This is a genomic window from Ancrocorticia sp. (genome assembly GCF_052089425.1).
Taxonomy (GTDB): Bacteria; Actinomycetota; Actinomycetes; order Actinomycetales; family Actinomycetaceae; genus Ancrocorticia.
In genome coordinates this window covers 14,679-36,726 of record NZ_JBQCZW010000004.1, presented here as the reverse complement: position 1 = coordinate 36,726, position 22,048 = coordinate 14,679, and the positions used below count along the sequence as shown (strand labels likewise).

Annotated in this window: 20 protein-coding genes and 1 pseudogene; 18 read left to right on the top strand and 3 right to left on the bottom strand. The window is 59.3% G+C overall.

Translation table 11 applies throughout. From position 1 onward, the window contains the following. Complete coding sequence (locus tag ACTHV6_RS02655; protein WP_441385713.1) at nt 1-618, bottom strand: M23 family metallopeptidase; 618 nt, start codon at nt 616-618, stop codon at nt 1-3. 340 nt (nt 619-958) lie between these two features. Between ACTHV6_RS02655 and rpsB the strand changes: the two genes are divergently transcribed. Beyond that, nucleotides 959-1,846, top strand: coding sequence for a 30S ribosomal protein S2 (gene rpsB, locus ACTHV6_RS02650; RefSeq protein WP_441385712.1), 888 nt, complete (start codon nt 959-961; stop codon nt 1,844-1,846). A gap of 30 nt (nt 1,847-1,876) precedes the next feature. After that, nucleotides 1,877-2,725 (top strand): translation elongation factor Ts, encoded by an 849-nt coding sequence (tsf, locus tag ACTHV6_RS02645; RefSeq protein ID WP_441385711.1) that lies wholly within the window; start codon nt 1,877-1,879, stop codon nt 2,723-2,725. 72 nt (nt 2,726-2,797) lie between these two features. Here the strand turns inward: tsf and ACTHV6_RS02640 are convergent, their stop codons facing one another. Next, the gene (locus tag ACTHV6_RS02640) at nt 2,798-4,156 is read right to left on the bottom strand and encodes a PFL family protein (protein WP_441385710.1); all 1,359 of its coding nucleotides are present in this window, start codon (nt 4,154-4,156) and stop codon (nt 2,798-2,800) included. 38 nt (nt 4,157-4,194) lie between these two features. Beyond that, nucleotides 4,195-4,464, bottom strand: a complete 270-nt coding sequence (locus tag ACTHV6_RS02635) for an ACT domain-containing protein (RefSeq protein ID WP_441385709.1) — start codon at nt 4,462-4,464, stop codon at nt 4,195-4,197. A 109-nt stretch (nt 4,465-4,573) separates the two neighbouring features. Here ACTHV6_RS02635 and ACTHV6_RS02630 point away from each other — a divergent pair, with 109 nt between their 5' ends. The 16 genes and pseudogenes from ACTHV6_RS02630 (at nt 4,574) to ACTHV6_RS02555 (ending at nt 22,021) form a co-directional block, all read left to right on the top strand. Then, entirely contained in the window at nt 4,574-5,662 is a 1,089-nt protein-coding gene (locus tag ACTHV6_RS02630; protein ID WP_441385708.1) for an AraC family transcriptional regulator, read from the top strand. Nucleotides 5,663-5,917: 255 nt separating this feature from the next. Beyond that, entirely contained in the window at nt 5,918-6,844 is a 927-nt protein-coding gene (ttdA, locus tag ACTHV6_RS02625) for a L(+)-tartrate dehydratase subunit alpha (RefSeq protein ID WP_441385707.1), read from the top strand. Further along, complete coding sequence (gene ttdB, locus ACTHV6_RS02620; protein WP_441385706.1) at nt 6,841-7,461, top strand: L(+)-tartrate dehydratase subunit beta; 621 nt, start codon at nt 6,841-6,843, stop codon at nt 7,459-7,461. The genes ttdA and ttdB overlap by 4 nt, the downstream gene beginning before the upstream one ends. Continuing rightward, nucleotides 7,458-8,969, top strand: coding sequence for an anion permease (locus tag ACTHV6_RS02615; protein ID WP_441385705.1), 1,512 nt, complete (start codon nt 7,458-7,460; stop codon nt 8,967-8,969). Before ttdB ends, ACTHV6_RS02615 begins: the two co-directional genes overlap by 4 nt. Nucleotides 8,970-9,308: 339 nt before the next feature. Next, nucleotides 9,309-10,696, top strand: a pseudogene (locus ACTHV6_RS02610) (SLC13 family permease). An 83-nt stretch (nt 10,697-10,779) separates the two neighbouring features. After that, the gene (locus ACTHV6_RS02605) at nt 10,780-11,250 is read left to right on the top strand and encodes a response regulator (protein ID WP_441385704.1); all 471 of its coding nucleotides are present in this window, start codon (nt 10,780-10,782) and stop codon (nt 11,248-11,250) included. An 82-nt stretch (nt 11,251-11,332) separates the two neighbouring features. Then, complete coding sequence (pyrH, locus tag ACTHV6_RS02600; protein ID WP_441385703.1) at nt 11,333-12,091, top strand: UMP kinase; 759 nt, start codon at nt 11,333-11,335, stop codon at nt 12,089-12,091. Continuing rightward, the gene (gene frr, locus ACTHV6_RS02595) at nt 12,091-12,648 is read left to right on the top strand and encodes a ribosome recycling factor (protein ID WP_441385702.1); all 558 of its coding nucleotides are present in this window, start codon (nt 12,091-12,093) and stop codon (nt 12,646-12,648) included. Before pyrH ends, frr begins: the two co-directional genes overlap by 1 nt. A gap of 3 nt (nt 12,649-12,651) precedes the next feature. Further along, nucleotides 12,652-13,524: a phosphatidate cytidylyltransferase gene (locus ACTHV6_RS02590; protein WP_441385701.1), complete on the top strand. Its 873-nt coding sequence runs from the start codon at nt 12,652-12,654 to the stop codon at nt 13,522-13,524. A 64-nt stretch (nt 13,525-13,588) separates the two neighbouring features. Beyond that, nucleotides 13,589-14,848: a 23S rRNA (adenine(2503)-C(2))-methyltransferase RlmN gene (gene rlmN, locus ACTHV6_RS02585; protein ID WP_441385700.1), complete on the top strand. Its 1,260-nt coding sequence runs from the start codon at nt 13,589-13,591 to the stop codon at nt 14,846-14,848. Next, the gene (locus tag ACTHV6_RS02580; RefSeq protein WP_441385699.1) at nt 14,841-15,389 is read left to right on the top strand and encodes a DivIVA domain-containing protein; all 549 of its coding nucleotides are present in this window, start codon (nt 14,841-14,843) and stop codon (nt 15,387-15,389) included. Before rlmN ends, ACTHV6_RS02580 begins: the two co-directional genes overlap by 8 nt. 37 nt (nt 15,390-15,426) lie before the next feature. Next, a complete protein-coding gene (gene dxr, locus ACTHV6_RS02575) occupies nt 15,427-16,665 on the top strand; it encodes a 1-deoxy-D-xylulose-5-phosphate reductoisomerase (protein WP_441385698.1) in 1,239 nt (412 codons plus the stop codon). Between the two features lie 15 nt (nt 16,666-16,680). Beyond that, complete coding sequence (locus ACTHV6_RS02570) at nt 16,681-17,979, top strand: M50 family metallopeptidase (protein WP_441385697.1); 1,299 nt, start codon at nt 16,681-16,683, stop codon at nt 17,977-17,979. Nucleotides 17,980-18,108: 129 nt separating this feature from the next. Beyond that, nucleotides 18,109-19,248, top strand: a complete 1,140-nt coding sequence (gene ispG, locus ACTHV6_RS02565) for a flavodoxin-dependent (E)-4-hydroxy-3-methylbut-2-enyl-diphosphate synthase (RefSeq protein ID WP_441385802.1) — start codon at nt 18,109-18,111, stop codon at nt 19,246-19,248. A 62-nt stretch (nt 19,249-19,310) separates the two neighbouring features. Beyond that, nucleotides 19,311-20,171: a GNAT family N-acetyltransferase gene (locus tag ACTHV6_RS02560; RefSeq protein ID WP_441385696.1), complete on the top strand. Its 861-nt coding sequence runs from the start codon at nt 19,311-19,313 to the stop codon at nt 20,169-20,171. Nucleotides 20,172-20,251: 80 nt separating this feature from the next. Further along, the gene (locus ACTHV6_RS02555) at nt 20,252-22,021 is read left to right on the top strand and encodes a proline--tRNA ligase (RefSeq protein WP_441385801.1); all 1,770 of its coding nucleotides are present in this window, start codon (nt 20,252-20,254) and stop codon (nt 22,019-22,021) included. Nucleotides 22,022-22,048: the final 27 nt, after the last annotated feature.

Here is a 22,048-nt window from a genome sequence, read left to right as displayed (position 1 = left end):
CTATTCCCACAGGCGGATTGGTGACCAATTCACCAGCGACAGCGGATTAATGTATCGATCTTCCGGGTACTTGGCGCCCCAATGAAGGACGGACAGATGCTCGAAGTGTCCGATTTCGAGTGTTCCTATGGGTTGGCCACGTGCCACCGAATCGCCCTTCTTGACGCTGGGAGCTACTGGTTCGTACGTTGTTCGTAACCCGTTGTGATGCTCGATCGAGATCACGTTTCGGTCATTTAGCCGTCCTGAGTACACCACTGTGCCGGTTCCTGCTGCGAGCACCTCTTGTCCCTCGCGCATTCCAAGATCAACACCGCGATGGCCGGGCTGCCAGCGATGTTCAGGATTGGAGAATTCGCGGGTGACAGGGGCTTCGGATCCGCTCGGCCAAGAAAATTCGGTTGACCGTGGCTCGTCCACCTTGGGATCCTTCTGGTGGGTTTCGTCATCCTCCGCCGCATCGCGGGGTGAGAAGGGGGCGGGGCCGCTATGGGGCTGCTGTGCGGCTCCCGCCCCCACAGAAATCTCCGAGCTCTCAGTCGAGGGCTGAGAAGCCCACAGCCACGCGGCGGAAGTGAGAAGGACGGCGGCCATTCCAAGAGCAATCGAAGTTTTCATGAGCCAAGAGTGCCAAAGCCCGCAAGCCCACGTTGTTCTTGGGCCAACTTCTGTGGATGGGCATGACACGAACCGTTTCTGTGGGCACGGCGAACTGTTGCCAACAACACCCTCTCTGGTGGTCTCTCGCCTAGCTGGAGTTCACCCGCTCAGCTAAGCTTGTTGGGCAGCTAGCGCAAGCTGGCTGACTTCGCGTGTCCAATCCGTTGTGCTCCATAGCGCAGCGGCCCGGCTTCCACGGTCTCGAAAGAGGGGTGGCCGGTGAGGCACCAGGGCATTGGGCAACCGTTCAATGTAAGAACCAAAACGCGCGCACACGCGCGCCTGAGAAAGGACGACCATGGCAGTCGTTACCATGCGCCAGCTGCTTGAAGCCGGCGTGCACTTCGGGCATCAAACCCGCCGCTGGAACCCAAAGATGAAGCGTTACATCCTCACCGATCGTAACTCGATTTACATCATTGATCTTCAGCAGACCGTCGATTACATCAATAAGACCTACGATTTCGTCAAGGAAACCGTTGCTCATGGTGGCAACATCCTTTTCGTTGGCACGAAGAAGCAGGCTCAGACCGCTGTGAAGGAGCAGGCTGAGCGTGTGGGCATGCCCTACGTGAACGAGCGTTGGCTCGGCGGCATGCTCACCAACTTCCAAACAGTTGCCAAGCGTATTTCCCGCCTTAAGGAGCTTGAGCTCATTGACTTCGATGATGTGGCTGGTTCTGGCCGCACCAAGAAGGAACTGCTCATGATGCGCCGCGAGAAGGACAAGCTCGACCGCACGCTCGGCGGCATCCGCGATATGGCGAAGGTCCCCTCCGCTGTGTGGATCGTTGACACCAACAAGGAGCACTTGGCTGTTGCCGAAGCTCACAAGCTGAACATCCCCGTTGTTGCCATCCTTGACACCAACTGTGATCCTGACGATGTTAATTATGCGATTCCCGGAAACGACGATGCCATTGGCGCCGTTGGCCTCCTCACCCGCGTGATTGCTGACGCGGTTGCTGATGGGCTCATCGCCCGTGGCGGCGGTGCAGCCGAAGAAGAGCCCATGCCCGAGTGGGAGCGCGAGATCCTCGCCTCCGCTGAAGGCACCGAGGCTCCTGCTGGGGAAGCTGCAGCAGAAACCGAAGCACCGGCCACTGAAGAGCCCGCCGCTGAGGCCCCGGCTCCCGAGGCTCCGGCCGCTGAAGCTCCGGCTGAAACCGAAGCACCGCAGGCCTGATTCCCCGAATGAACTGAAGGAAGAACGTAGATGGCAAACTTTACTGTTGCTGACGTTAAGGCCCTGCGCGATAAAACCGGCGCAGGCATGATGGACGTGAAGAAGGCCCTCGATGAGGCCAACGGTGATGTCACCGCGGCTGAAGAGGTCCTTCGTGTGAACGGCATGAAGTCGATCGCCAAGCGCGAAGGTCGCACCGCGGCTAACGGCCTGGTGGTTTCCGCCGTTCGCGATTCCGAAGCCGGCAAGCGTGGCGTCCTCATTGAGGTCAACGCTGAAACCGATTTCGTGGCCAAGAACGATAAGTTCGTTGAGATGACGGAAGAGATCGTGGAGGCAGCTGTTGCCTCAGGCGCCTCTGACGTTGATTCCCTCCTCGCCGCTGAGCTTGGTGGGCAGACGGTCAAGGATCGTATCGACGGCATGATTGCGATCATCGGCGAGAAGATGGAGATCTCGCACGTGGAAGTCCTAGAGGGCGAACACGTCGAGGCCTACATGCATCGCACCAACCCTGATCTGCCCCCGCAGGTTGGCGTATTGGTGGCAACCGATGCTGGAGCAGCCTCGGTTGCTCACGATATCGCCGTGCACATTGCGGCTCTGTCCCCGTCCTACCTGAACCGCGAGGCGGTTCCGCAGGACATCGTGGATAACGAGACGCACATCGCCACGGAAACCACGATTGCGGAGGGCAAGCCCGAAAAGGCTATCCCGAAGATCGTTGAAGGCCGCATGAAGGGCTTCTACAAGTCTGTTGTGCTTGAGGAGCAGGGCTTCGCTCGCGATCCCAAGATCTCCGTTGGCCAGGTGGCCAAGGATGCTGGTGGCAAGGTCACTGGCTTTGTTCGCCTGCGTGTGGGAGCTTCCGCCGAGTAGTTTCTCACGTAAGAGAACCGGGGTGCTGACGTGTTCAGTACCCCGGTTCTTTGTTTGTGACGACGGCGGCGCTCAGTTCCTGAACCCGTGCACGGGGGAGGGAATGATCCCGCCGCGGTTGATGAAGGCCTCAGAGGAATACGGGCTCACCGGCATGACGGGGGCCGAACCGAGAAGGCCGCCGAATTCGATGATGTCTCCCTCAGTGCTACCCGGGGCGGGGATCACGCGCACGGCGGTTGTCTTATGGTTCATCACTCCGATGGCCGCTTCGTCTGCGATCATCCCGGCGATGGTGGAGGCGGGGGTATCACCGGGGACAGCCACCATGTCCAGCCCGACCGAGCAAATGGCGGTCATTGCCTCGAGCTTCGACAGGGAGATGGCGCCAAGCGCCGCTGCCTCGATCATTCCCTCGTCTTCAGAAACGGGGATGAAGGAACCTGAGAGGCCGCCAACGTGGGAGCATGCCATGAGCCCGCCCTTCTTCACGGCATCGTTGAGGAGGGCGAGGGCTGCCGTTGTGCCGTGGGCTCCCACTCGCTCAATTCCCATCGCTTCAAGGGCCCGTGCGACGGAGTCTCCTACCTCGGCGGTGGGGGCCAGTGAAAGATCCACGATCCCAAATCGGACACCCAGCCGCTCCGCTGCGAGGTTGCCAACCAGCTCGCCCATTCGCGTGACCTTGAAAGCGGCCTTCTTCACCGTCTCGGCAAGAACGTCGAACGATGCGTCGGGAGCCCCGTCAACTGCCCGCCTAATCACTCCAGGGCCGGAGACGCCAACAGAGACCACACAATCGGGCATCTCGGGGCCATGGAAGGCCCCAGCCATGAAGGGATTGTCCCCAACCGAATTGGCGAATACCACCAGCTTGGCTGCGCCCAGCCCGCCCTCAGATTGCTGAGCGGTGGCAACAACGGCGCGTCCCATATCGGCCACGGCATCCATGTTGATGCCGGCGCGTGAGGATCCGATGTTCACGGACGAACACACGATATCGGTCGAAGCCAAGGCGCGCGGAATGGATTGGATCAGGTTCTGATCGGCGCTGGTGGCGCCCTTCTCCACCAGAGCGGAGAATCCGCCGATGAAGTCAACCCCGGCCTGCTTCGCTGCCGCATCGAGCATCTGTGCCCACGGCACAAGGTCCGTTTCGCGGGAGGCGGCGGCAACCATCGCAATGGGCGTGACGGAGATGCGCTTGTTAATGATGGGTATGCCCAGTTCGGCTCCCAATTCATCGCATACGCTGACCAGTTGCGCAGCGCAGCGGGTAATACGATCGAAGCATCTAGCTCGGGCGGCCTCTCCATTGCCATCGGCACAGTCCATCAGTGAAATCCCCATCGTGACGGTGCGGATGTCTAGCTGATCTTCCGAGATCATGTGAATGGTCTCGAGAATATCTGCGGCCGTATCCATGGCCATTGGCGATCTCCTTCAGGTAGTAGCGATCTCAGTGCCCGCTATAGGCGGTGCATCGCATTGAAAATGGCCTCGGACTGGATGCGGACGTCCATGCCGATGTGCGTACCGATCGTGCTCATCGCCTCTTGAAGCTCAGGCAGAGCTGTCTCATTCTCATCGAAATCTATTTGGAGAATCATGGTGAAGTAATCGCCCATCAGAGTCTGGGAGACGTTCGTGATGTTCGCGTTGTGGTTGGCAAGCCCGGTGGCGATTGCCGCAATGATTCCCGTGTGGTCAAGCCCCGTGACCGTCATGATGGCGCGCATGCTCCTAGTGTGGCACGCGCATGGCACAGATGCGATGTCGTGGGCCGTGCCCCGGCTGATGTGACCATTGGCCCACGGCCAGCCGTGAGGTGAGGCGCAAACTGATGGTGTGCGGCAGCGGCGGTTAGAAGAGCTCTATTACGAGTACTGTGCGCCCGCGCACGGAATACACTCGTGGCAATACGTTTATGAGATAGGTTCCTATCACTACAACTGGCACCCAGCTGCTGAGCTTTTGCTTGTTCTGACGGGTGAAGTTGAGGTATGCACTGGTGGCTCGGTCATTCTCCTTGGCCAGGGGGATCTCATCCTCATCAACTCTGGCGAAGGGCACGCCACTCTGGCGAAAGCGCCCCGTTCAACTGTTCTTCTCCTCCATGTGGATCAGAGCTATGTGGGAAGCTTTGTTGATGGGGTTGCATATTTTGACTGTTCGAGCACTCCGCTGACGTCCGCAAATCCGGTTTTTACAGAGCTGCGTCAGATACTGGCGCAGATGATGCTCTCAACACCAGCGGATAGGCCCGCATCGGCAGCTGGCTACGAAGCAGGACTTGCCCGAATCGTCCAGATTCTGTTAACGCATTTTATGCGTGAAACTGATCGATCTGGATGTGTTGATCCGATTGGCACAAATAGCGTGATCGCGCAGGCAACCGTTTACATCGATCGTCATTTCGCGGAGCGGATCACGCTCAAAAGGCTTGGGGAGATCGCGGGATACTCACCAACGTATATCTCGCAGATTTTCAGTCAGACATTGGGAATGACCACCTCTGAGTATATTCGCCGTGTCCGGCTCGCCCATGCGGTGATAGATCTGAACGAGCAGGACAAACGCATCGCCGATGTGGCTCTCGCCAATGGCTTTCCGGACGTCAAAGCGTTCAATTCCGCCTTCCAGAACGCCTTCGGAAAGACGCCTTCGCAATATCGCCAACACGTGGCGGGTATGGGCCGCCAAATCCGTCAGGTAGATGAGTCCTTCCACCAGCATTTTGTCCCGCGTAGCGATGAGGAGATCGTCAGCATTCTCAGGGCGTTTGCTGGCAGCGGCGGAGACAGTTTGCATCACCCCGATTCCTCCGCCGTGACAGCACCCGGCAGGAGCGCACAACGCTCGCTTTCGGATTCGATCTCCTTGGCGCGGGAGCTGTTGGAGAACTTGGACAGGCTGACGGGAACACAACCGAGCTAGAGGCACGTCCCATAGGGCGAATTTTTAGGTTATCTGCACGTACTTTCGTCCTAACGGGGGCTAAGAAGCCGCGCACAGGCTGGACCATCGGTGGGCAATTGTTGCGCCCCAGTGGCCATCGGAGGCAGATTGTGAGAGGCGACACGGTACTAACCGAAGCGTAAAGTTCGAGAATTTTGTGCAGATTCCGCTAGGTGTTGATGGCGATGATTGAGGTGTTACACGCCTGTCCTATAGCAAGGGAGGTATCGGGTCGTGAATACAACGCAGTTTGCCGAAACGGCACAACGCACGGAAGGCGCCGAGCGCCTGGTGAACATGATCGGAACATTCACCACAATTGTCAGCCAGAAGCTTCCAGATGATGTGACGGAAAAGCTCCGGCAGCTTGCCGAAGAAGAAGAACATCCGATGGCGCAGATGATCTACAACACCATGGTCAAGAACCAGAATCTCGCGTGGGATCTACGCCGACCCTCTTGTCAGGACACGGGGCTGGTCCAGATGTTCATGCGGGTCGGGACCCATTTTCCGTATATCGATGTGATGGAAGACGTCCTTGAAAAGGCCGTTGACAAGGCAACGGCGGATGCGCCGCTGCGCTTGAACTCCGTTGAAACCTTCGATGAATTCAACACTGGAACGAACACCGGAACGAAATCGCCGTGGATTTACACCCAGATGGTGCCAGATTCCGATCAGCTGGAAGTTGATGTCTATCTAGCCGGCGGTGGGTGCTCCTTGCCCGGGCAAGGAAAAACCCTCATGCCGGGCGAAGGCTACGAAGCGGCGGTGAAGTTCGTGATGGACGTGATGACGTCCTACGGTGTCAATGCGTGCCCGCCGCTGTTGGTAGGTGTGGGTATTGGTACCTCGATCGATTCCGCAGCTTATATGTCCAAGGCGGCACTGATGCGGCCCGTTGGTAGCCATTCGGCGAACGAGAAGGCTGCGGAGCTCGAAGTTCTCCTTAAGGATGCGATCGATTCCATCGGTCTGGGGCCGCAGGGCCTCGGGGGCAACAAGTCAGTGATGGGGGTACATATCGAAAACTCGGCAAGGCATCCCTCCGTACTCTCCGTTGCGGTGAATACCGGATGCTGGTCTCACCGGCGCGGCACCATTCGAATCAACAGCGATCTCAGTTACGAACTGCTCACACACAAGGGGATGGAGTTGTGACCACAACACTCACCACACCGATTAAGCCAGAAGATGTTGAGAACCTGAGGGTCGGAGACGTCGTATTTCTTGACGGCCACATCGTGACGTGCCGCGACGTTCCTCACCGCAGGGTCGTGGATCTGGACCGTGAGCTGCCCATCGATATTTCCGAGGGGGCGATATTGCACGCCGGGCCGATCATGCGGCAAACGTCCGAGGAAGGCGAAGAGGAAGCCTACGAGTGTGTTTCGGTGGGTCCTACCACGTCGATGCGGATGGAGAAGTTCGAGGATGAATTCATCCGCAAGACTGGCGTCCGGCTGGTCGTTGGTAAGGGAGGCATGGGACCCAATACCGAAAACGGGTGTAGGGACTACAAGGCGCTTCACTGCGTGTTCCCCGCTGGAAATGCCGTCATCGCTGCTACCTCTGTTGAGGAAGTGGAAGGGCGGTACTGGCCCGAGCTGGGAATGCCTGAATCGCTCTGGGTGCTGCGAGTCAAGCAGTTTGGTCCGCTCATCGTCTCAATCGATACAGAGGGAAACAACATCTTTGAACAGAAGAAGGTCGAATACAACCGGCGCAAAGATGCAGTGCTTCCCTCGCTGTATGAGAAGGTGAGGTACATTCAGTGAGCGGCGCATCCGCATCGCATACGGTGGATACTTCATCGCCTGACATCTCTGAGAAGTCACCGCCGCGGAAGGTAGTAGGAGAGGTCCGCCCCATTCGGCTCACGGTCTCCGTGGCCATCGGCGTGATCTTGTGGGTTGTTCCCATACCCGAGGGGCTGGCTGATAACGCGTGGCACCTGTTTGCCATCTTCTTTGCGACGATTGTGGCTATCATTATGAAAGCAGCTCCAATGGGCTCGCTTTCGGTTGTGGCTATGGCGCTCTGCGCCGGCACTCAGGTGCTGGCACCGGGAGATATTGGTGAATCTATCAATGCCGCGCTCAGCGGATTTTCTAACGCGACGATCTGGTTGATCGTGTCAGCATTCTTCGTTGCACGCAGCGTCGTGAAATCTGGGTTAGGGGAGCGGCTAGCGTACCTGTTTGTGCGGGTATTTGGTAAGAGCACGATCGGTTTGGCATACGGATTGGGGCTGACAGATCTGGCCCTTTCTCCCTTTATCCCGTCCAACACGGCCCGCGCCGGTGGGATTGTTTATCCGATTACGAAAGCAATTGCTGAGCAGGCTGGTTCTCATACAGAGGACCCGGCTACACATCGCAAGGTTGGATCCTATCTGGCCCTCACTGGATACAACATGGACCTTGCGGTCTCCGTCATCTTCCTCACGGGAGCTGCTCCCAATGCCATGGCTGTTCAACTGGCGATGGAACAAGGAGTTGATATTTCGTGGACTGGCTGGTTCCTTGCCGCGCTCATCCCAGGGGTGGTTGGAGTACTTCTTGTGCCAATCATTCTCTATTTCACCTATCCACCCGAGGTGAAAAGGACCCCGGATGCGCCTCAGCATGCGGCTGCACAGCTCAAAGAACTAGGCAAAGTCACACGGGCGGAGTGGACAACGCTCGCGGTGTTCGTTCTGATCATCGCCCTGTGGGTCTTCGGCGGAGACATCCTCAACGCCACCACGGTGGCCCTGATTGGTCTATCTGCGCTGCTCATTGGTGGGGCACTGACGTGGGAGGACATGAAGGCGGAGAAGGCCGCTTGGGACACCCTTGTGTGGTTCGCTGCCCTCGTGATGATGGGAACCTACCTCAATACCACTGGCTTCATCTCGTGGTTTGGTGACGGCGTTGGCGGATGGCTTGAGGAGCAAGGAATGGGCCATCTCTTGGCGTTCGTTGCGCTGACGGCGGTGTACGCACTATCGCATTATCTCTTTGCCTCCGGCACCGCTCACGCAGCGTCCATGTTTGCCGTGTTCTTAGCGGTGGGGCTGGCGCTGGGGTTGCCCGGCGTGCCTCTGGTCGTGTTCCTCGGTGTACTTCCAACGATCATGGGGTGTCTGACTCACTATGGAAATGGGCCAGCTCCGATCTACTTCGGATCGGGTTATGTTGAACTGCGCGCATGGTGGATCAACGGTTTGATCATCGGGGTCATGCACCTCGTTATCTGGTTGACCATCGGGATCGCATGGTGGAACATAATCGGCGTTTGGTAGAGAACCTCATTGCACGGTGATAGATAGACGGGGCGGCGGCGGAGGAGTGATCCGTCGTCGTCCCTCGTCTTGCCGGGACCAACCTCCAATCGTAGCGACATATCGGTCGGGTACACTACGAAGTGGCCGAACACCGCCAATACGAGGATGACACACGCAATGACGTCAAGCCCCCCGCCCACTCCCGATCGCAATGTGCCCTCGAAAAGTAGCGCCGGCGGCGGAAAACGGACTGAAGCGTCAGCTAGCACTGGACCATTCAAGGGGCTACGGCGCAGGCGTTCCGGTGGGCACCGTACGGGTGAAGCGGAAATCAGTACGCGGCAAAGAATCAAGAAAATGCGGAAGAAGTCCCGCGTATCGCCCGCCCAGCTTTTCGGACGTGTGGGCGCTGTTATTGCCCTGGTTCTGACGCTAGTTCTTGACATACCGGGGCTCGATCAATCGGGACAGCGGATGCTCGGAATCTTCGTTGCCGCCATCTTGCTCTGGGCTACGGAAGCGGTGCCGCTCTACGCTACGGCGGTGGGAGTGATCTTCGCGGAAGTGATGCTCATTTCCGATCAGGCGATACTGTCAGTGGACGAATCGGCGCCTGCGGCAGAAACGTTCTTCAACTCGCTGTCCAACCCCGTCATCATTTTGTTCATGGGGGGCTTCCTTCTGGCGGACTGCGCGGCCAAGTTCAAAGTTGATCGTGCGCTCTCCTCCGTGCTTTTGCGGCCGTTCCTCAAAAGCGCACGACTCACGGTGCTTGGGGTCATGCTCATCACGGCGGTGCTGGGAATGTTCATGTCCAACACGGCCACAACAGCCGCGATGTTCGCCGTGGTGATCCGGGTGATGAGGGCGCTACCAGAAGGGAAGGCGCGTGCGGGGCTGGCGCTTTCCATACCGGCGGCGGCCAACGTGAGTGGCATTTCCACGCCGGTGAGCTCGCCTCCCAACGCGATTGCGCTGGCGGCACTCCAGAACAACGGAATTCACATCACGTTCGTGGAATGGATGATTGCCGCTATCCCGTTGGCGATCGTCATGATGGCGGCCGTGTGGGCATTCATTGCCTTTACGTTTATTCCGGCGGACCTCACTCTTGACGTCGATACAACGGCCAAGTTCAACACCTCCAAGAAGGCTATCGCGTTCTACGTGGTAGCGATCACCACGATCTTGCTGTGGATGACTGAGCCGCTGCACGGGGTGTCATCAAATACCGTGGGCTTCCTTCCCGTCGTGGCGCTCCTCATGCTGGGCGTGATGAACGGTGACGATGTCCGTAAACTCGATTGGCCCATCCTCTGGCTGGTTGCTGGTGGCATTGCGCTCGGTAGCGGCGTAGGGATCGGGGCTCGATAGCTGGCTCATCGGATCGATCAATTGGCAGGCGGATCCCTTCCGCCGTGATTTTCCTGGCGCTTGCGGGCGTCACAGCCCTTCTTGGCGTATTCCTCTCCAACTCCGCTGCAGCCAATCTGCTGATTCCGATGGCGATTGGCATCTCCTCTGGGTTGGACGGCACCACCGCCCAGATTGCCATGGTGGTAGCACTTGCCTGCTCGATGGGAGTACTGCTTCCCATCTCCACACCGCCGAATGCCATCGCCTACTCCACAGGTTCCGTTCGTACTGGCGACATGGTCAAGGTGGGGCTGGTTATTGGGGGCGTCGGGGTGATTCTCCTAGCGTTCGTCATGCCCCATGTGTGGAACCTGCTCGGAGTAATCTAAAGTCTCATATGCCTAGGTGATCCATGATCTAGACTTTCGTGGAGTCAGACGATTGAGCGGACAGGAAGGGCGAGGAGGCCTCGATGACGTTAACAATTCTCATTCTTGAGGATGAACCGGAAGTGCGCCACGCGCTGGAACGCGATCTTCAGGCTTTTGCGGATCGATTCAACATCGAAGCTGCGGAGACGTTCGATGAAGCATGGGATGTGCTTGAGGAACTCATCGATTCAGAGGACGAGCTTGCTCTGGTGCTCTCGGATCACCGCCTGCCAGGGCGTGATGGAGTGGACTTCCTGATTTCCATCTCAGAAGATGAGCGCGTGGCCGATGCCAAAAAGATACTGGTGACAGGCCAGGCCTTTCTGGACGATACGGTGCGGGCCGTCAACAAGGCGCATCTGGATTATTACGTTGCCAAACCGTGGGACGGGGCCCAGTTGTGCGAGGTTGTGCGCGAGTTGCTGACCGATTACGTTCTCGAAAGCGGCGTGGATCCCTTGCATTACATGCGAGATCTTGACGAAGAGCGGATTCTGGACGTTTGGCGTTAGTAGGGACGGGCCGCCGCTCACTGGTAAGGTTACGGACGGGCATTTGCTCCCCGGCGTTATCCCACATGGAAGGAATCAGCCCGTGAGTTCAGTACTAGGCGATCATAACAAGGACCAAGTGAGGCGCGTTCTCCTCAAAGTTTCTGGGGAAATGTTTGGGGGCGGAGCCGTTGGACTTGACGCTGATGTCCTGACACGGGTAGCTGAAGAGATTTCGGAAGCTGTAGACGACGGCGTGCAAGTGGCCATCGTGGTGGGCGGGGGAAACTTCTTCCGCGGCCCAGAGCTTCAGCAACGGGGGATGGATCGTGCGCGTGCCGATTACATGGGCATGCTCGGCACGGTCATGAACGCCATTGCCCTTCAGGATTTCATTGAGAAGGCGGGAACACCCGCTCGCGTCCAAACCGCCATTCAGATGACTCAAATTGCCGAACCCTATGTTCCGCTGCGCGCTATCAGGCACTTGGAAAAGGGCCGGGTTGTCATTTTCGGCGCCGGAGCGGGCATGCCCTTCTTCTCCACCGATACGGTTTCCGCCCAGCGTGCCCTTGAACTGCACTGCGATGAGATCCTCGTGGGCAAGAACGGCGTGGACGGGGTGTACAGCGCAGATCCGAAGCTCGATCCTAGCGCCGTCAAGCTTGACGAGTTGACCTACGGTCAGGCACTGGCACAGGGGCTTCGCGTGGTTGATGCCGCCGCGTTCTCGCTGTGCCGCGACAACCATTTGACCATGCGCGTTTTTGGCATGGGAGAATCAACCAATGTCACTCGCGCCCTTCGTGGCGAGAAGATCGGTACGCTTGTCACAGAAGATAAGCAGGAGGAAGAGAAGTAATGATTGAAGACGAGCTCCTCGAAGCCGAGGACAAGATGGAAAAGGCCATTGACGTGGCCCGCCACGATTTCACGAACATTCGCTCCGGACGTGCAAGCGCCGGCATGTTCACGCCGATCCTCGTGGACTACTACGGCGCACCAACACCCCTCCAGCAGCTGGCTTCGGTGACAGTTCCGGAGGCACGTACGGTGCTGATCAGCCCGTTTGACCGCACGGCGATGCCCGCCATTGACAAGGCGATTCGCGCCGCCGATCTGGGAGTGAACCCAACCGATGATGGCAACGTCATCCGCTGTGTTCTGCCATCCTTGACAGAAGAGCGCCGCAAAGACTACGTGAAGATGGCGCGCAGCAAGGCGGAAGACGCCCGGATTTCGATCCGTTCGATTCGCCGCAAGGCAAAGGAAGCGCTGGACAAGATCAAGAAGGACGGCGACGCCGGAGAAGACGATGTCAAGCGCGGCGAAGCCGAGCTGGAAGAGCAGACCAAGCGCTTCGTCGATCAAGTGGACAAGCTCCTTGAGGCCAAGGAGAAGGACCTCCTCGAGGTGTAGTGCGTGGAGAAGAACGATGGCGAGCGATCGGTGATTGACCGGCTCGCCCCACATCCTCCACAACCTCCCGCCGCATCCACATCACGGGCGGGGCGGAACCTTCGGGCCGCGGTGCCAACAGCTCTCGTGCTGCTGGCACTCGTGGCTTTGTCCGTCGTGTGGAAATTTGAACTGTTCGCCGTCCTCGTGGCTGTGGCAGTGTGCATCGGGCTGTGGGAGATAGCCGGTGCCTTCCTTGCGCGTGACGTTCGCATCCCCATTGTTCCACTGTGGGTTGGCGCCCTCACCATGGTGGTGGCAACGTGGTACGAAGGGCTAGGCGGCGGGCTCATCGCCTTCCTCCTATCAATCGCGGCTGTGTTCCTATGGTGTGTGCTTGACGGATCGAAGCGGGCTCCGCGCGATGTGATGGCGGCAATCTTCGCTCTGGCGTGGATTGCGCTTCTGGGATGCTTCGCTGTGGCACTCGCGTTCTTGGAGCAGCCCGCGTGGATGGTGGCACTCCTGATTTTGATGCCGGTGGCCAACGATACGGGTGGCTGGGCGTTCGGCGTGCTGTGGGGTAAACACCCGATGAGCCCCACGATTTCGCCGAAGAAATCGTGGGAGGGGTTCGCAGGATCGCTGGTGTGTGCTCTGGCCGTTGCCTTCGTTCTGGTCTATGGCGTCCTTGATCGTCCGTGGTACGTGGCATGCATCGTGGCTGGGGTTGCCGCCGCGTGTGCCACCATCGGCGATTTGGCCGAATCACTCCTGAAACGCGATCTTGGCGTCAAGGACATGGGCTCCATATTTCCCGGGCACGGCGGGATGATGGATCGTCTGGATTCCATCTTGATGTGGGCGCCGTTCTGCTACCTCATCATGGCGTGGTAGCCGGCGCGGGTAGGAGCACTGCCACACCCCGCTGCCCGCGGTTACATGGGACAATAGCAGGGCTATGAATTCACCGAAGTATCCGAATGCTGCCACGCGGCAGGTCATGCCCACTGTGGAGTCGGGGCCTATGCCCGTCTTCACCATGAAGCCTGCCAGCAAGGGAAAGCCACCTACGCACCTCGCAGACCTAACGGTTGAGGCGCGCAAAAAGGCGATGAAAGAGGCTGGTTTTCCGGCCTTCCGCGCCGATCAGCTGTCCCGCCATTACTTTGAACGCCACGAGGCCACGGCGGATGAGATGACCGATCTGCCTAGCTCCTCGCGGGAACAGATCGTGGAGAACTTCCTGCCCCCGCTTCTGACAAAGGTGCGCGATCTGCGTGCCGATCAGGGCCGGACCATTAAGTCTCTATGGCGCATGTTTGACGGTGCGATGGTGGAAACCGTCCTCATGCGTTACCCCGGGCGGGCAACGCTCTGCATCTCCTCCCAAGCTGGGTGCGGCATGGCGTGCCCATTCTGCGCAACGGGGCAGGGCGGGCTCACACGTAACCTGTCCACAGCCGAAATCGTTGAACAGGTGCGTTTGGGGATGGTGGCCGCTGAATCAGGTGACCTTGAAGGTGGCCCCGTTCGCCTGTCGAACATCGTGTTCATGGGGATGGGGGAGCCTCTGGCGAACTGGCGTCAGGTTCAGGCCGCACTTCACAGGATTATTGAGCCAGCCCCATCGGGACTCGGAATCTCGGCCCGTGGCGTCACCGTTTCCACGGTAGGCATGGTGCCTCTCATCAACAAGCTGGCAGACGAGGGGCTGCCCGTGACTCTGGCAGTGTCCCTTCATGCTCCGGACGATGGTCTGCGCGATCCGCTTATCCCGCTGAACTCACGGTTCAACGTGGAAAAGCTCCTAGATTCGGCACGCCGATACTTTGAGAAAACTGGACGGCGCGTATCAATCGAATACGCGTTGATCAAAGACATGAATGATCACCAGTGGCGTGCCCAGCTCTTGGCTGACGAACTCAACTCACGTGGGCGGGGTTGGGTGCACGTCAACCCCATTCCGCTTAATCCCACCCCCGGATCCATTTGGACGGCGAGCCTGCCCCAAACCCAACGTGTTTTCGTTGATACGCTGGAAGCCTCGGGTATCCCCACAACCATTCGGGATACACGCGGATCGGACATTGATGGTGCATGTGGCCAACTCGCGGCTGAGGTCAAAGGGAATTCGGCCCGGGCAAAGAAGGCCGCCGCTGCAGCAGAGCGGGTAATGGCCGCCATAAACGATGTGGAGGAGCGAGAGGCTGATGAGTGAAGACACGTTCACACGTGTTGGCCGCTTTGGGTGGGGATACGCCACGGATGAAGTTGACGAATTTCTGAGGAAGGCGAAGGACGCCTACTCGGATAAGGGAGCGGCTGACTTCAACGAGCAGACAGTCCGCAACGCGGGCTTTTCACGTGTGCGCCACGGGTACGATCCCGCTCTAGTGGACGCGGCATTGGACCGGCTCGAAGCGGCATTCATCCAGCGCAGGCGGGCCAAAGTGGTGCGCCAGCGCGGTGAGGCCACATGGCTCAACAAGACCTATGAGGATGCCAAGAGCCTGTACCCGCGCCTCCTACGAAAGCAAGGTGCTCGCTTTGCCGATGCCTCAGGCTGGGGATACAGCAAGAGTGACGTTGACGAACTGATGGATCGCCTGATGGAGTACTTTGACGGAAAGCGTGCGCTCTCCTCCAAGGAACTGCGCGATTCCCTGTTCGAGCAAGCTAAAGACAGCAAGGCCTACGATGCCGCAGTAGTGGATGTGTACATCGAGCGCGCGATTACCGTGCTGGTTTCGGTGGAGTAGAAACGTTAGTGGAGTTGGCGGAATTGGTGGACAAGCAGTGACTGGATTACCCGCAACCCGTGGGGTTGTCATCCTCGGTTCAACAGGATCGATTGGTACGCAAGCCCTTGATGTGATCGGACGCAATCGCGACCGTTACACGGTATTGGCCCTTGGGGCAGGGGGCGGAAGCGTCCAGCTGTTGGCCCGCCAAGCCAAGGAATTCTCTGTTCCGATCGTCGGGATTGCCGATCCGAGCGGCAAGGAAGAACTCGAACAGCTTCTGACAGGCAGCGGAATCCAGATCATAGCCGGCCCCGATGCGATGGCCGATCTGGCAGGTGGGGCTGGGCAAGACCGCAGCTCCGATCCCGGGTCCACCGTGGTACTCAACGGAATCACGGGCTCCGTGGGCCTGCGCCCAACCCTCGCCGCACTCTCCAGTGGCGCAACACTGGCACTGGCCAACAAGGAATCGCTGGTTGTGGGAGGTGGACTCATTTCGGACGCGATGGTGCGTCCTGGCCAAATCGTTCCCGTAGATTCTGAACATTCGGCGATTGTGCAATCGCTGCGGTCTGGGATCCACCATCGTGGCCTGTGTTCGGTGGAACAGGACGGTGCGAGCGAGGTCAAGCGTATTATCCTGACCGCCTCCGGTGGCCCGTTCCGCGGGCGCAACGCATCGCAGCTCACCGATGTGACTCCCGCCGATGCACTCAACCACCCCACGTGGGCCATGGGCCCTGTTGTTACTATCAACTCCTCGACCCTGATGAACAAGGGACTGGAGCTGATCGAAGCCGCATACCTGTTCGATATTGCCCCCGAAAGCATTGTGCCGGTGGTCCATCCCCAATCGGTGATCCACTCGATGGTGGAGTTTACTGACGGTGCAACGATCGCTCAGGCCTCCCCTCCGGATATGCGCCTGCCCATTGCTCTCGGGCTTTCGTGGCCTGAGCGCCTAGAGGCCGTGAGCGTGCCGAATGCGTGGGATAGCCCGGTTGCGTGGAACTTTGAACCGCTCGATCATGAGACGTTCCCAGCCGTCTCCTTGGCACGGGATGCGGTGGCCGCCTCCCCGCTCCATCCGGCCGTACTGAACGCCGCCAACGAAGAATGCGTGGGCAGCTTCTTGGCCGGCGAGCTGCCCTATCTGGGAATCACAGCAACCGTGGCCGAGATTCTGAGTGAATTCTCAGCTCCCCGGGGCACTCTCGATGTGGAAACGGTGCTTGGCACCGAGAAGTGGGCGCGGGTGCGTGCCCATGAGGTGATGGCACAGCGCAGATAGCGGGGAGGCTAGATAGTGGGATCGCTTCCCGGAATCCTTTTATTGATCGTTGGACTGCTGGTTTCAGTTGGGCTGCACGAAGTGGGGCATCTGGTCCCAGCCAAGAAGTTCGGGGCCAAGGTTCCCCAGTACTTTATTGGATTCGGCCCAACCATCTGGTCCACCACCAAGAATGGGACAGAATATGGGCTGAAGGCCATCCCTCTCGGCGGCTATGTACGCATTGCCGGCATGGTGTGGCCGGGAAACGCCCGCCGCACACAGGTCAACCGCAAGGGCGAGGTGACGATTGCCGAGGAGGTGCGCCGCGCCAGCGGCGAGGAGCTCACCCCTGAGGAAGAACCGCATGCCTTTTGGCGATTGAGCGCGGCCAAACGCCTTGTCATCATGTTCGGCGGCCCCGTCATGAATCTGTTCATTGCCGGGGTGCTGCTTGCCATCGTCATGTCGGGCATCGGTGCCCTTGTCCCGTCCAACCAGATCTCAACGGTCAGTACGTGTATCGCGGATACGGACACCTGCGAGAAAGATGATCCGCAAGCCCCGGGAGCCCAAGCCGGGATCTTGCCGGGCGATGTTGTGCTCTCCTGGGGTGGAACCCCCACCAATAGCTGGACCGATGTCCAGCAGGCCATCGCCTCATCAGGCACGGAACCGGCCACAGTCATTGTGGAGCGAGAGTCAGAACAGGTCACTCTCACCGTGACTCCCGCGGTCACGGAACGCCCCGTCGTCGACGAAAATGGTGCCATCGTTACCGATGATTCCGGAGAAACCCTCACCGAACAAAAGCCCTATGTTGGTATCGGACCGGGATACGAACACGAACGAATCCCGATCACGCAGATCCCCGCGCAGCTGTGGGACCTGACGGCGGGAACGGCGAACGTGATTGTGAAACTCCCGGCGGATTTGTGGGATACCGCCGCCGGCCTGTTTACCGGCGCTGACCGGTCTGAAAGCGGCGTCATGGGGATCGTGGGCGCCGCGGATCTCGCTGGCTCGATTACCAGCACCGAACACGATGCCTACGGCCTTTCGGCGCGCATCGGCGATCTGCTCCTCCTCATTGCGTCCCTCAACATCAGCCTATTCCTCTTCAATCTTCTGCCCCTACTCCCGCTGGACGGAGGCCACATCGTGGGCGCCGCCTATGAGGGGGCCCGCCGCAAGATCGCTCAGCTTGCAGGGAAACCTGACCCCGGCCCCGTGGACATCGCGCGCCTGATGCCACTGGGCTACGTGGTGGCATCCCTCTTCATTGTGATGACGGTTTTGCTGATTATTGCTGACATCGTGAACCCCGTGTTCTAGAGCAAGCCAGCGCGGGCGGTGGGCTGGAACAACGCCTCGCACATGAGACCTTGGGCGAGTTCACAACACCAGTACTCCCCACGGGGCTCACAAAGTGGAATACTGGAGCGCGTGAGTGTTGCTCTAGGAATGCCGACCTTGCGCCCTGAGGCTCAGGTGCTCGCGCCGCGAAAGAAAACCCGTCAGATCCACGTTGGGGATATAGCAGTGGGTGGTGATGCGCCCATTTCGGTGCAGTCCATGACCACCACGAAAACCCATGACATCGGTGCCACCTTGCAGCAGATAGCTGAGCTGACTGCTGCCGGCTGCGATATTGTTCGCGTTGCCTGCCCCACCGATAAGGATGCCGAGGCGCTGCCGATCATTGCGAAGCAGTCCCGAATCCCGGTGATTGCCGATATCCACTTCCAGCCCAAGTACGTTTTTGCCGCGATCGAGGCCGGCTGTGGAGCGGTTCGCGTTAACCCGGGCAACATCCGCAAGTTTGATGATCGCGTGGGAGAAATCTGCCGGGCCGCAAGCGATCACGGCGTGTCACTGCGCATCGGGGTCAATGCCGGTTCGCTGGATCCGCGCCTTCTGAAGAAGTACGGTTCGGCCACCCCGGAGGCCCTCGTGGAATCCGCGGTGTGGGAGGCCAGCCTATTCGAGGAGCAGGGCTTCCACGATTTCAAGATCTCCGTTAAGCACCACAACGTGGTGACCATGGTGGAGGCCTACCGCCAGCTCTCGGAGCAGGGCGATTGGCCGCTACATCTTGGCGTGACTGAGGCCGGCCCCGCCTTCCAAGGCACCATCAAGTCTGCCAGCGCCTTCGGAGCTCTTCTCTCGGAGGGAATCGGCGATACGATTCGTGTGTCCCTCTCCGCCCCGCCCGTCGAGGAAGTCAAGGTGGGGAGCAAGATTCTGGAGTACATGGGCCTGCGCCCGCGGAAGATGGAAATCGTTTCCTGCCCGTCGTGCGGCAGGGCACAGGTTGACGTGTGGGAGCTTGCCGAGAAGGTAGAAGAAGGCCTCAAGGACATTACGGCCCCGATCCGCGTGGCCGTCATGGGCTGTGTTGTCAACGGCCCAGGTGAGGCCCGCGAGGCGGATCTTGGCTGCGCATCCGGCAACGGCAAAGGACAGATCTTCGTTCGCGGCAAGGTTGTTGAAACCGTCCGCGAAGAAGTGATTGTTGAGACGCTGCTGCGTTACGCCAACGAGATGGCGGAAGATATGGATGAGGAGAGCGATGGTCAGGGAGCTCAGGTGGTGACGTACTGAGCGCCACAGGGGCGCGGATACGGCTCTACTAAGAACACCGCTAACTGACGGATCGGAGTTTCATGCGTTGGCCGAGTAGATCTACCACAGCGCTACGCCGGCTCTACGGGTCCGACAAGGCAAAGGCGATTGCATTTCTCAACAAGGATCCCGTCAACTCTGTCCTTGCCCGTGCCAACATTGACAGGATGGGGATTGGCCCCTCCAGCGCTCTGGTTCATCTTCAGCCCGGCACCCGGGACATCAACGCGCTGGCGTGGGACGGCGGGAACCTCATTCCACTCGGTTTTGATCGTGATGGCCTCGAAAGCTTGGCGGACACAGTGCTGGGGCACGGCAAGCTGGCTGGCTCGCTCGTAGGCCCAGCGGATCAGGTTCTTAACCTGTGGGATCTTTTGGAGTATCCATGGGGCCCCGCGCGTGAAGTGCGGCCGCGCCAGTATTCCATGGTGATTGATCATCCTCCGCTGTTGGAACCCGATCCGGCAGTACGGCCCGCGCGCCCGGCGGAGGACGGCTTGGTGTTGCCCGCCTCCGTCGCGATGTTTACCGAGGAAGTGGGCTACGATCCCACGACGTTCGGGGGCTCGTATGCTGGGCGGGCCTCGCGTCTCATCCGCAACGGCATGACGTATGTGGTGATGGGCCCGGCGCTGGATCGGCCGGGTTCACGCGTAGTGTTCAAGGCGGACGTGGGGGCGCTCGCTGGGGGAGTCGCTCAGATTCAAGGCGTGTGGGTTGCCCCCGATCAGCGAAATTGCGGCATTGGCGGTGCGGCCATGGCGGCCGTTGTTGATCAGGTGCGCGCCACCTTTTCTCCGACGGTTTCCCTGTACGTCAATGATTACAACGAAGCCGCCGTCAAGGTGTATCAGCGCGTTGGCTTCCGCATCGTGGATGAGTGGGCGACGGTGCTCCTGTAAGCCGCCCCGTGGCAAAACCTCTCCCGTGGCCCGTTGCTAGGTAATACGCCGGTGTTGAGTATGCTAGTGCCGTGCTCAGAATGTCTACGCTATTTGTCCGTACCCTGCGCGAGGATCCCGCCGATGCAGAGGTTGCCAGCCATAAGCTCCTCGTACGGGGCAGCTATATCCGGCGTGTCGCTCCGGGAATTTACACCTGGTTACCGTTGGGTTTGAAGGTCCTGCGGAAGTTGGAGGCCATTGTCCGCCAAGAGATGGACGCGGCCGGCGCGCAGGAAGTCATCTTCCCGGCGCTTCTTCCCCGCGAACCGTATGAGGCAACGAACCGCTGGACTGAGTATGGTCCCACCGTCTTCAAGCTGAAGGATCGCAAGGAGGCCGATTACCTTCTGGCCCCCACCCACGAGGAGATGTTCACCCTGCTGGTGAAGGACCTGTATTCCTCGTACAAGGATCTTCCAGCGGTTTTGTATCAGATCCAGACGAAGTATCGCGATGAGGCGCGGCCTCGCGCCGGGGTAATTCGTGGGCGCGAGTTCGTGATGAAGGACGCCTATTCGTTTAATATCGACGACGACGGCCTAGACGCCACCTATCTCACAATGAGGGCGAGCTACCAGAAGATCTTTGCACGGCTTGGCCTGCCAATTGCGATCTGCCGCGCCATGTCAGGCGCGATGGGTGGCTCTCGGTCCGAAGAGTTCTTGTTCCCATGTGAGATCGGTGAGGACACCTTCGTGCGTTCGCCCGGTGGCTACACGGCGAACACGGAGGCGGTCACAACGCCGCCGGTGCCAGAAATCGATGCCTCGCAGGTGCCCCAGTCCGAGGCCGTTGATACCCCCGATGCTTCCACGATCGACACACTGGTTCAGGTGGCCAACGATCTTCGGCCCCGTCCAGGCGCCCCGTGGCAGGCGAGCGATACCTTGAAGAACGTTGTTGTCACTGCTGTTTCCCCCAAGGGTGATCGAGAGCTGATCATCATTGGCCTGCCGGGCGATCGTGATGTGGATATGAAGCGAGTGGAAGCCTCGTTGGCGCCTGCGGAAGTGGATATGGCTACGCCGGAGGATCTGACGGCATTTCCGGAACTTGTGGCCGGCTACATCGGCCCGGAGGTGATTGGCCCGCAGAGCGAGCGCCGGGATGAGGACAATCCGGCCGTCTTGCGGTACCTGCTGGATCCCCACGTAGCGCGCGGATCGGCATGGATCACGGGGGCCAACAAGGAAAACACTCATGTATTCAATCTGGTGTATGGACGCGATTTTGAAGCCGATGGTGTGATCGAGGCTGCTGAGGTCCGCGAAGGTGATGAGGCGCCGGACGGTTCTGGTCCCCTCGAAATTGCTCGAGGCATCGAACTTGGGCATATCTTCGAGTTGGGGCGCAAGTATTCGGCGGCCCTTGATCTCAAGGTGCTCGATCACAACGGCAAGAGCCAGATTGTCACCATGGGCTCCTACGGGCTGGGGGTCACGCGCACGCTGGCTGCCCTCGCGGAGTACAACCACGATGATGCCGGGCTTGTGTGGCCCGAAGAGATTGCTCCGGCAACGGTGCAGATCCTCGTGACCGGCAAGGGTCAGGAGCTCTTTGACAAGGCAGAGGAGCTTGCCGGTGATCTTGAAGCCGCGGGCATCGAGGTGATTGTGGATGACCGCCAGAAGGTCTCTGCCGGTGTGAAGTTCAAGGACTTTGAGCTTCTTGGCGTACCGTACGGCATTGTCGTTGGCCGGGGCTTGGCCGAAGGCAAGGTCGAACTCCGTAGCCGCCGCTCAGGGGAGCGTGAAGAGGTGGCAGTGGACGAAGCTGTTGCCCGATTTGCAGAGTTTAGGACGCGATAGGCGCGCCAGCGCCAGCGCCGCGCTTTC

What these genes read in the sequence shown, in the direction of transcription:
- ACTHV6_RS02605 (WP_441385704.1), top strand. Translation starts at nt 10,780, where the DNA reads ATGACGTTAACAATTCTCATTCTTGAGGATGAACCGGAAGTGCGCCAC.
- ACTHV6_RS02560 (WP_441385696.1), top strand. Translation starts at nt 19,311, where the DNA reads ATGCGTTGGCCGAGTAGATCTACCACAGCGCTACGCCGGCTCTACGGG.
- frr (WP_441385702.1), top strand. Translation starts at nt 12,091, where the DNA reads ATGATTGAAGACGAGCTCCTCGAAGCCGAGGACAAGATGGAAAAGGCC.
- ACTHV6_RS02655 (WP_441385713.1), bottom strand. Translation starts at nt 618, where the DNA reads ATGAAAACTTCGATTGCTCTTGGAATGGCCGCCGTCCTTCTCACTTCC.
- tsf (WP_441385711.1), top strand. Translation starts at nt 1,877, where the DNA reads ATGGCAAACTTTACTGTTGCTGACGTTAAGGCCCTGCGCGATAAAACC.
- ACTHV6_RS02580 (WP_441385699.1), top strand. Translation starts at nt 14,841, where the DNA reads ATGAGTGAAGACACGTTCACACGTGTTGGCCGCTTTGGGTGGGGATAC.
- ispG (WP_441385802.1), top strand. Translation starts at nt 18,109, where the DNA reads ATGCCGACCTTGCGCCCTGAGGCTCAGGTGCTCGCGCCGCGAAAGAAA.
- rlmN (WP_441385700.1), top strand. Translation starts at nt 13,589, where the DNA reads ATGAATTCACCGAAGTATCCGAATGCTGCCACGCGGCAGGTCATGCCC.
- ACTHV6_RS02640 (WP_441385710.1), bottom strand. Translation starts at nt 4,156, where the DNA reads ATGGCCATGGATACGGCCGCAGATATTCTCGAGACCATTCACATGATC.
- ACTHV6_RS02555 (WP_441385801.1), top strand. Translation starts at nt 20,252, where the DNA reads ATGTCTACGCTATTTGTCCGTACCCTGCGCGAGGATCCCGCCGATGCA.
- ACTHV6_RS02635 (WP_441385709.1), bottom strand. Translation starts at nt 4,464, where the DNA reads ATGCGCGCCATCATGACGGTCACGGGGCTTGACCACACGGGAATCATT.
- rpsB (WP_441385712.1), top strand. Translation starts at nt 959, where the DNA reads ATGGCAGTCGTTACCATGCGCCAGCTGCTTGAAGCCGGCGTGCACTTC.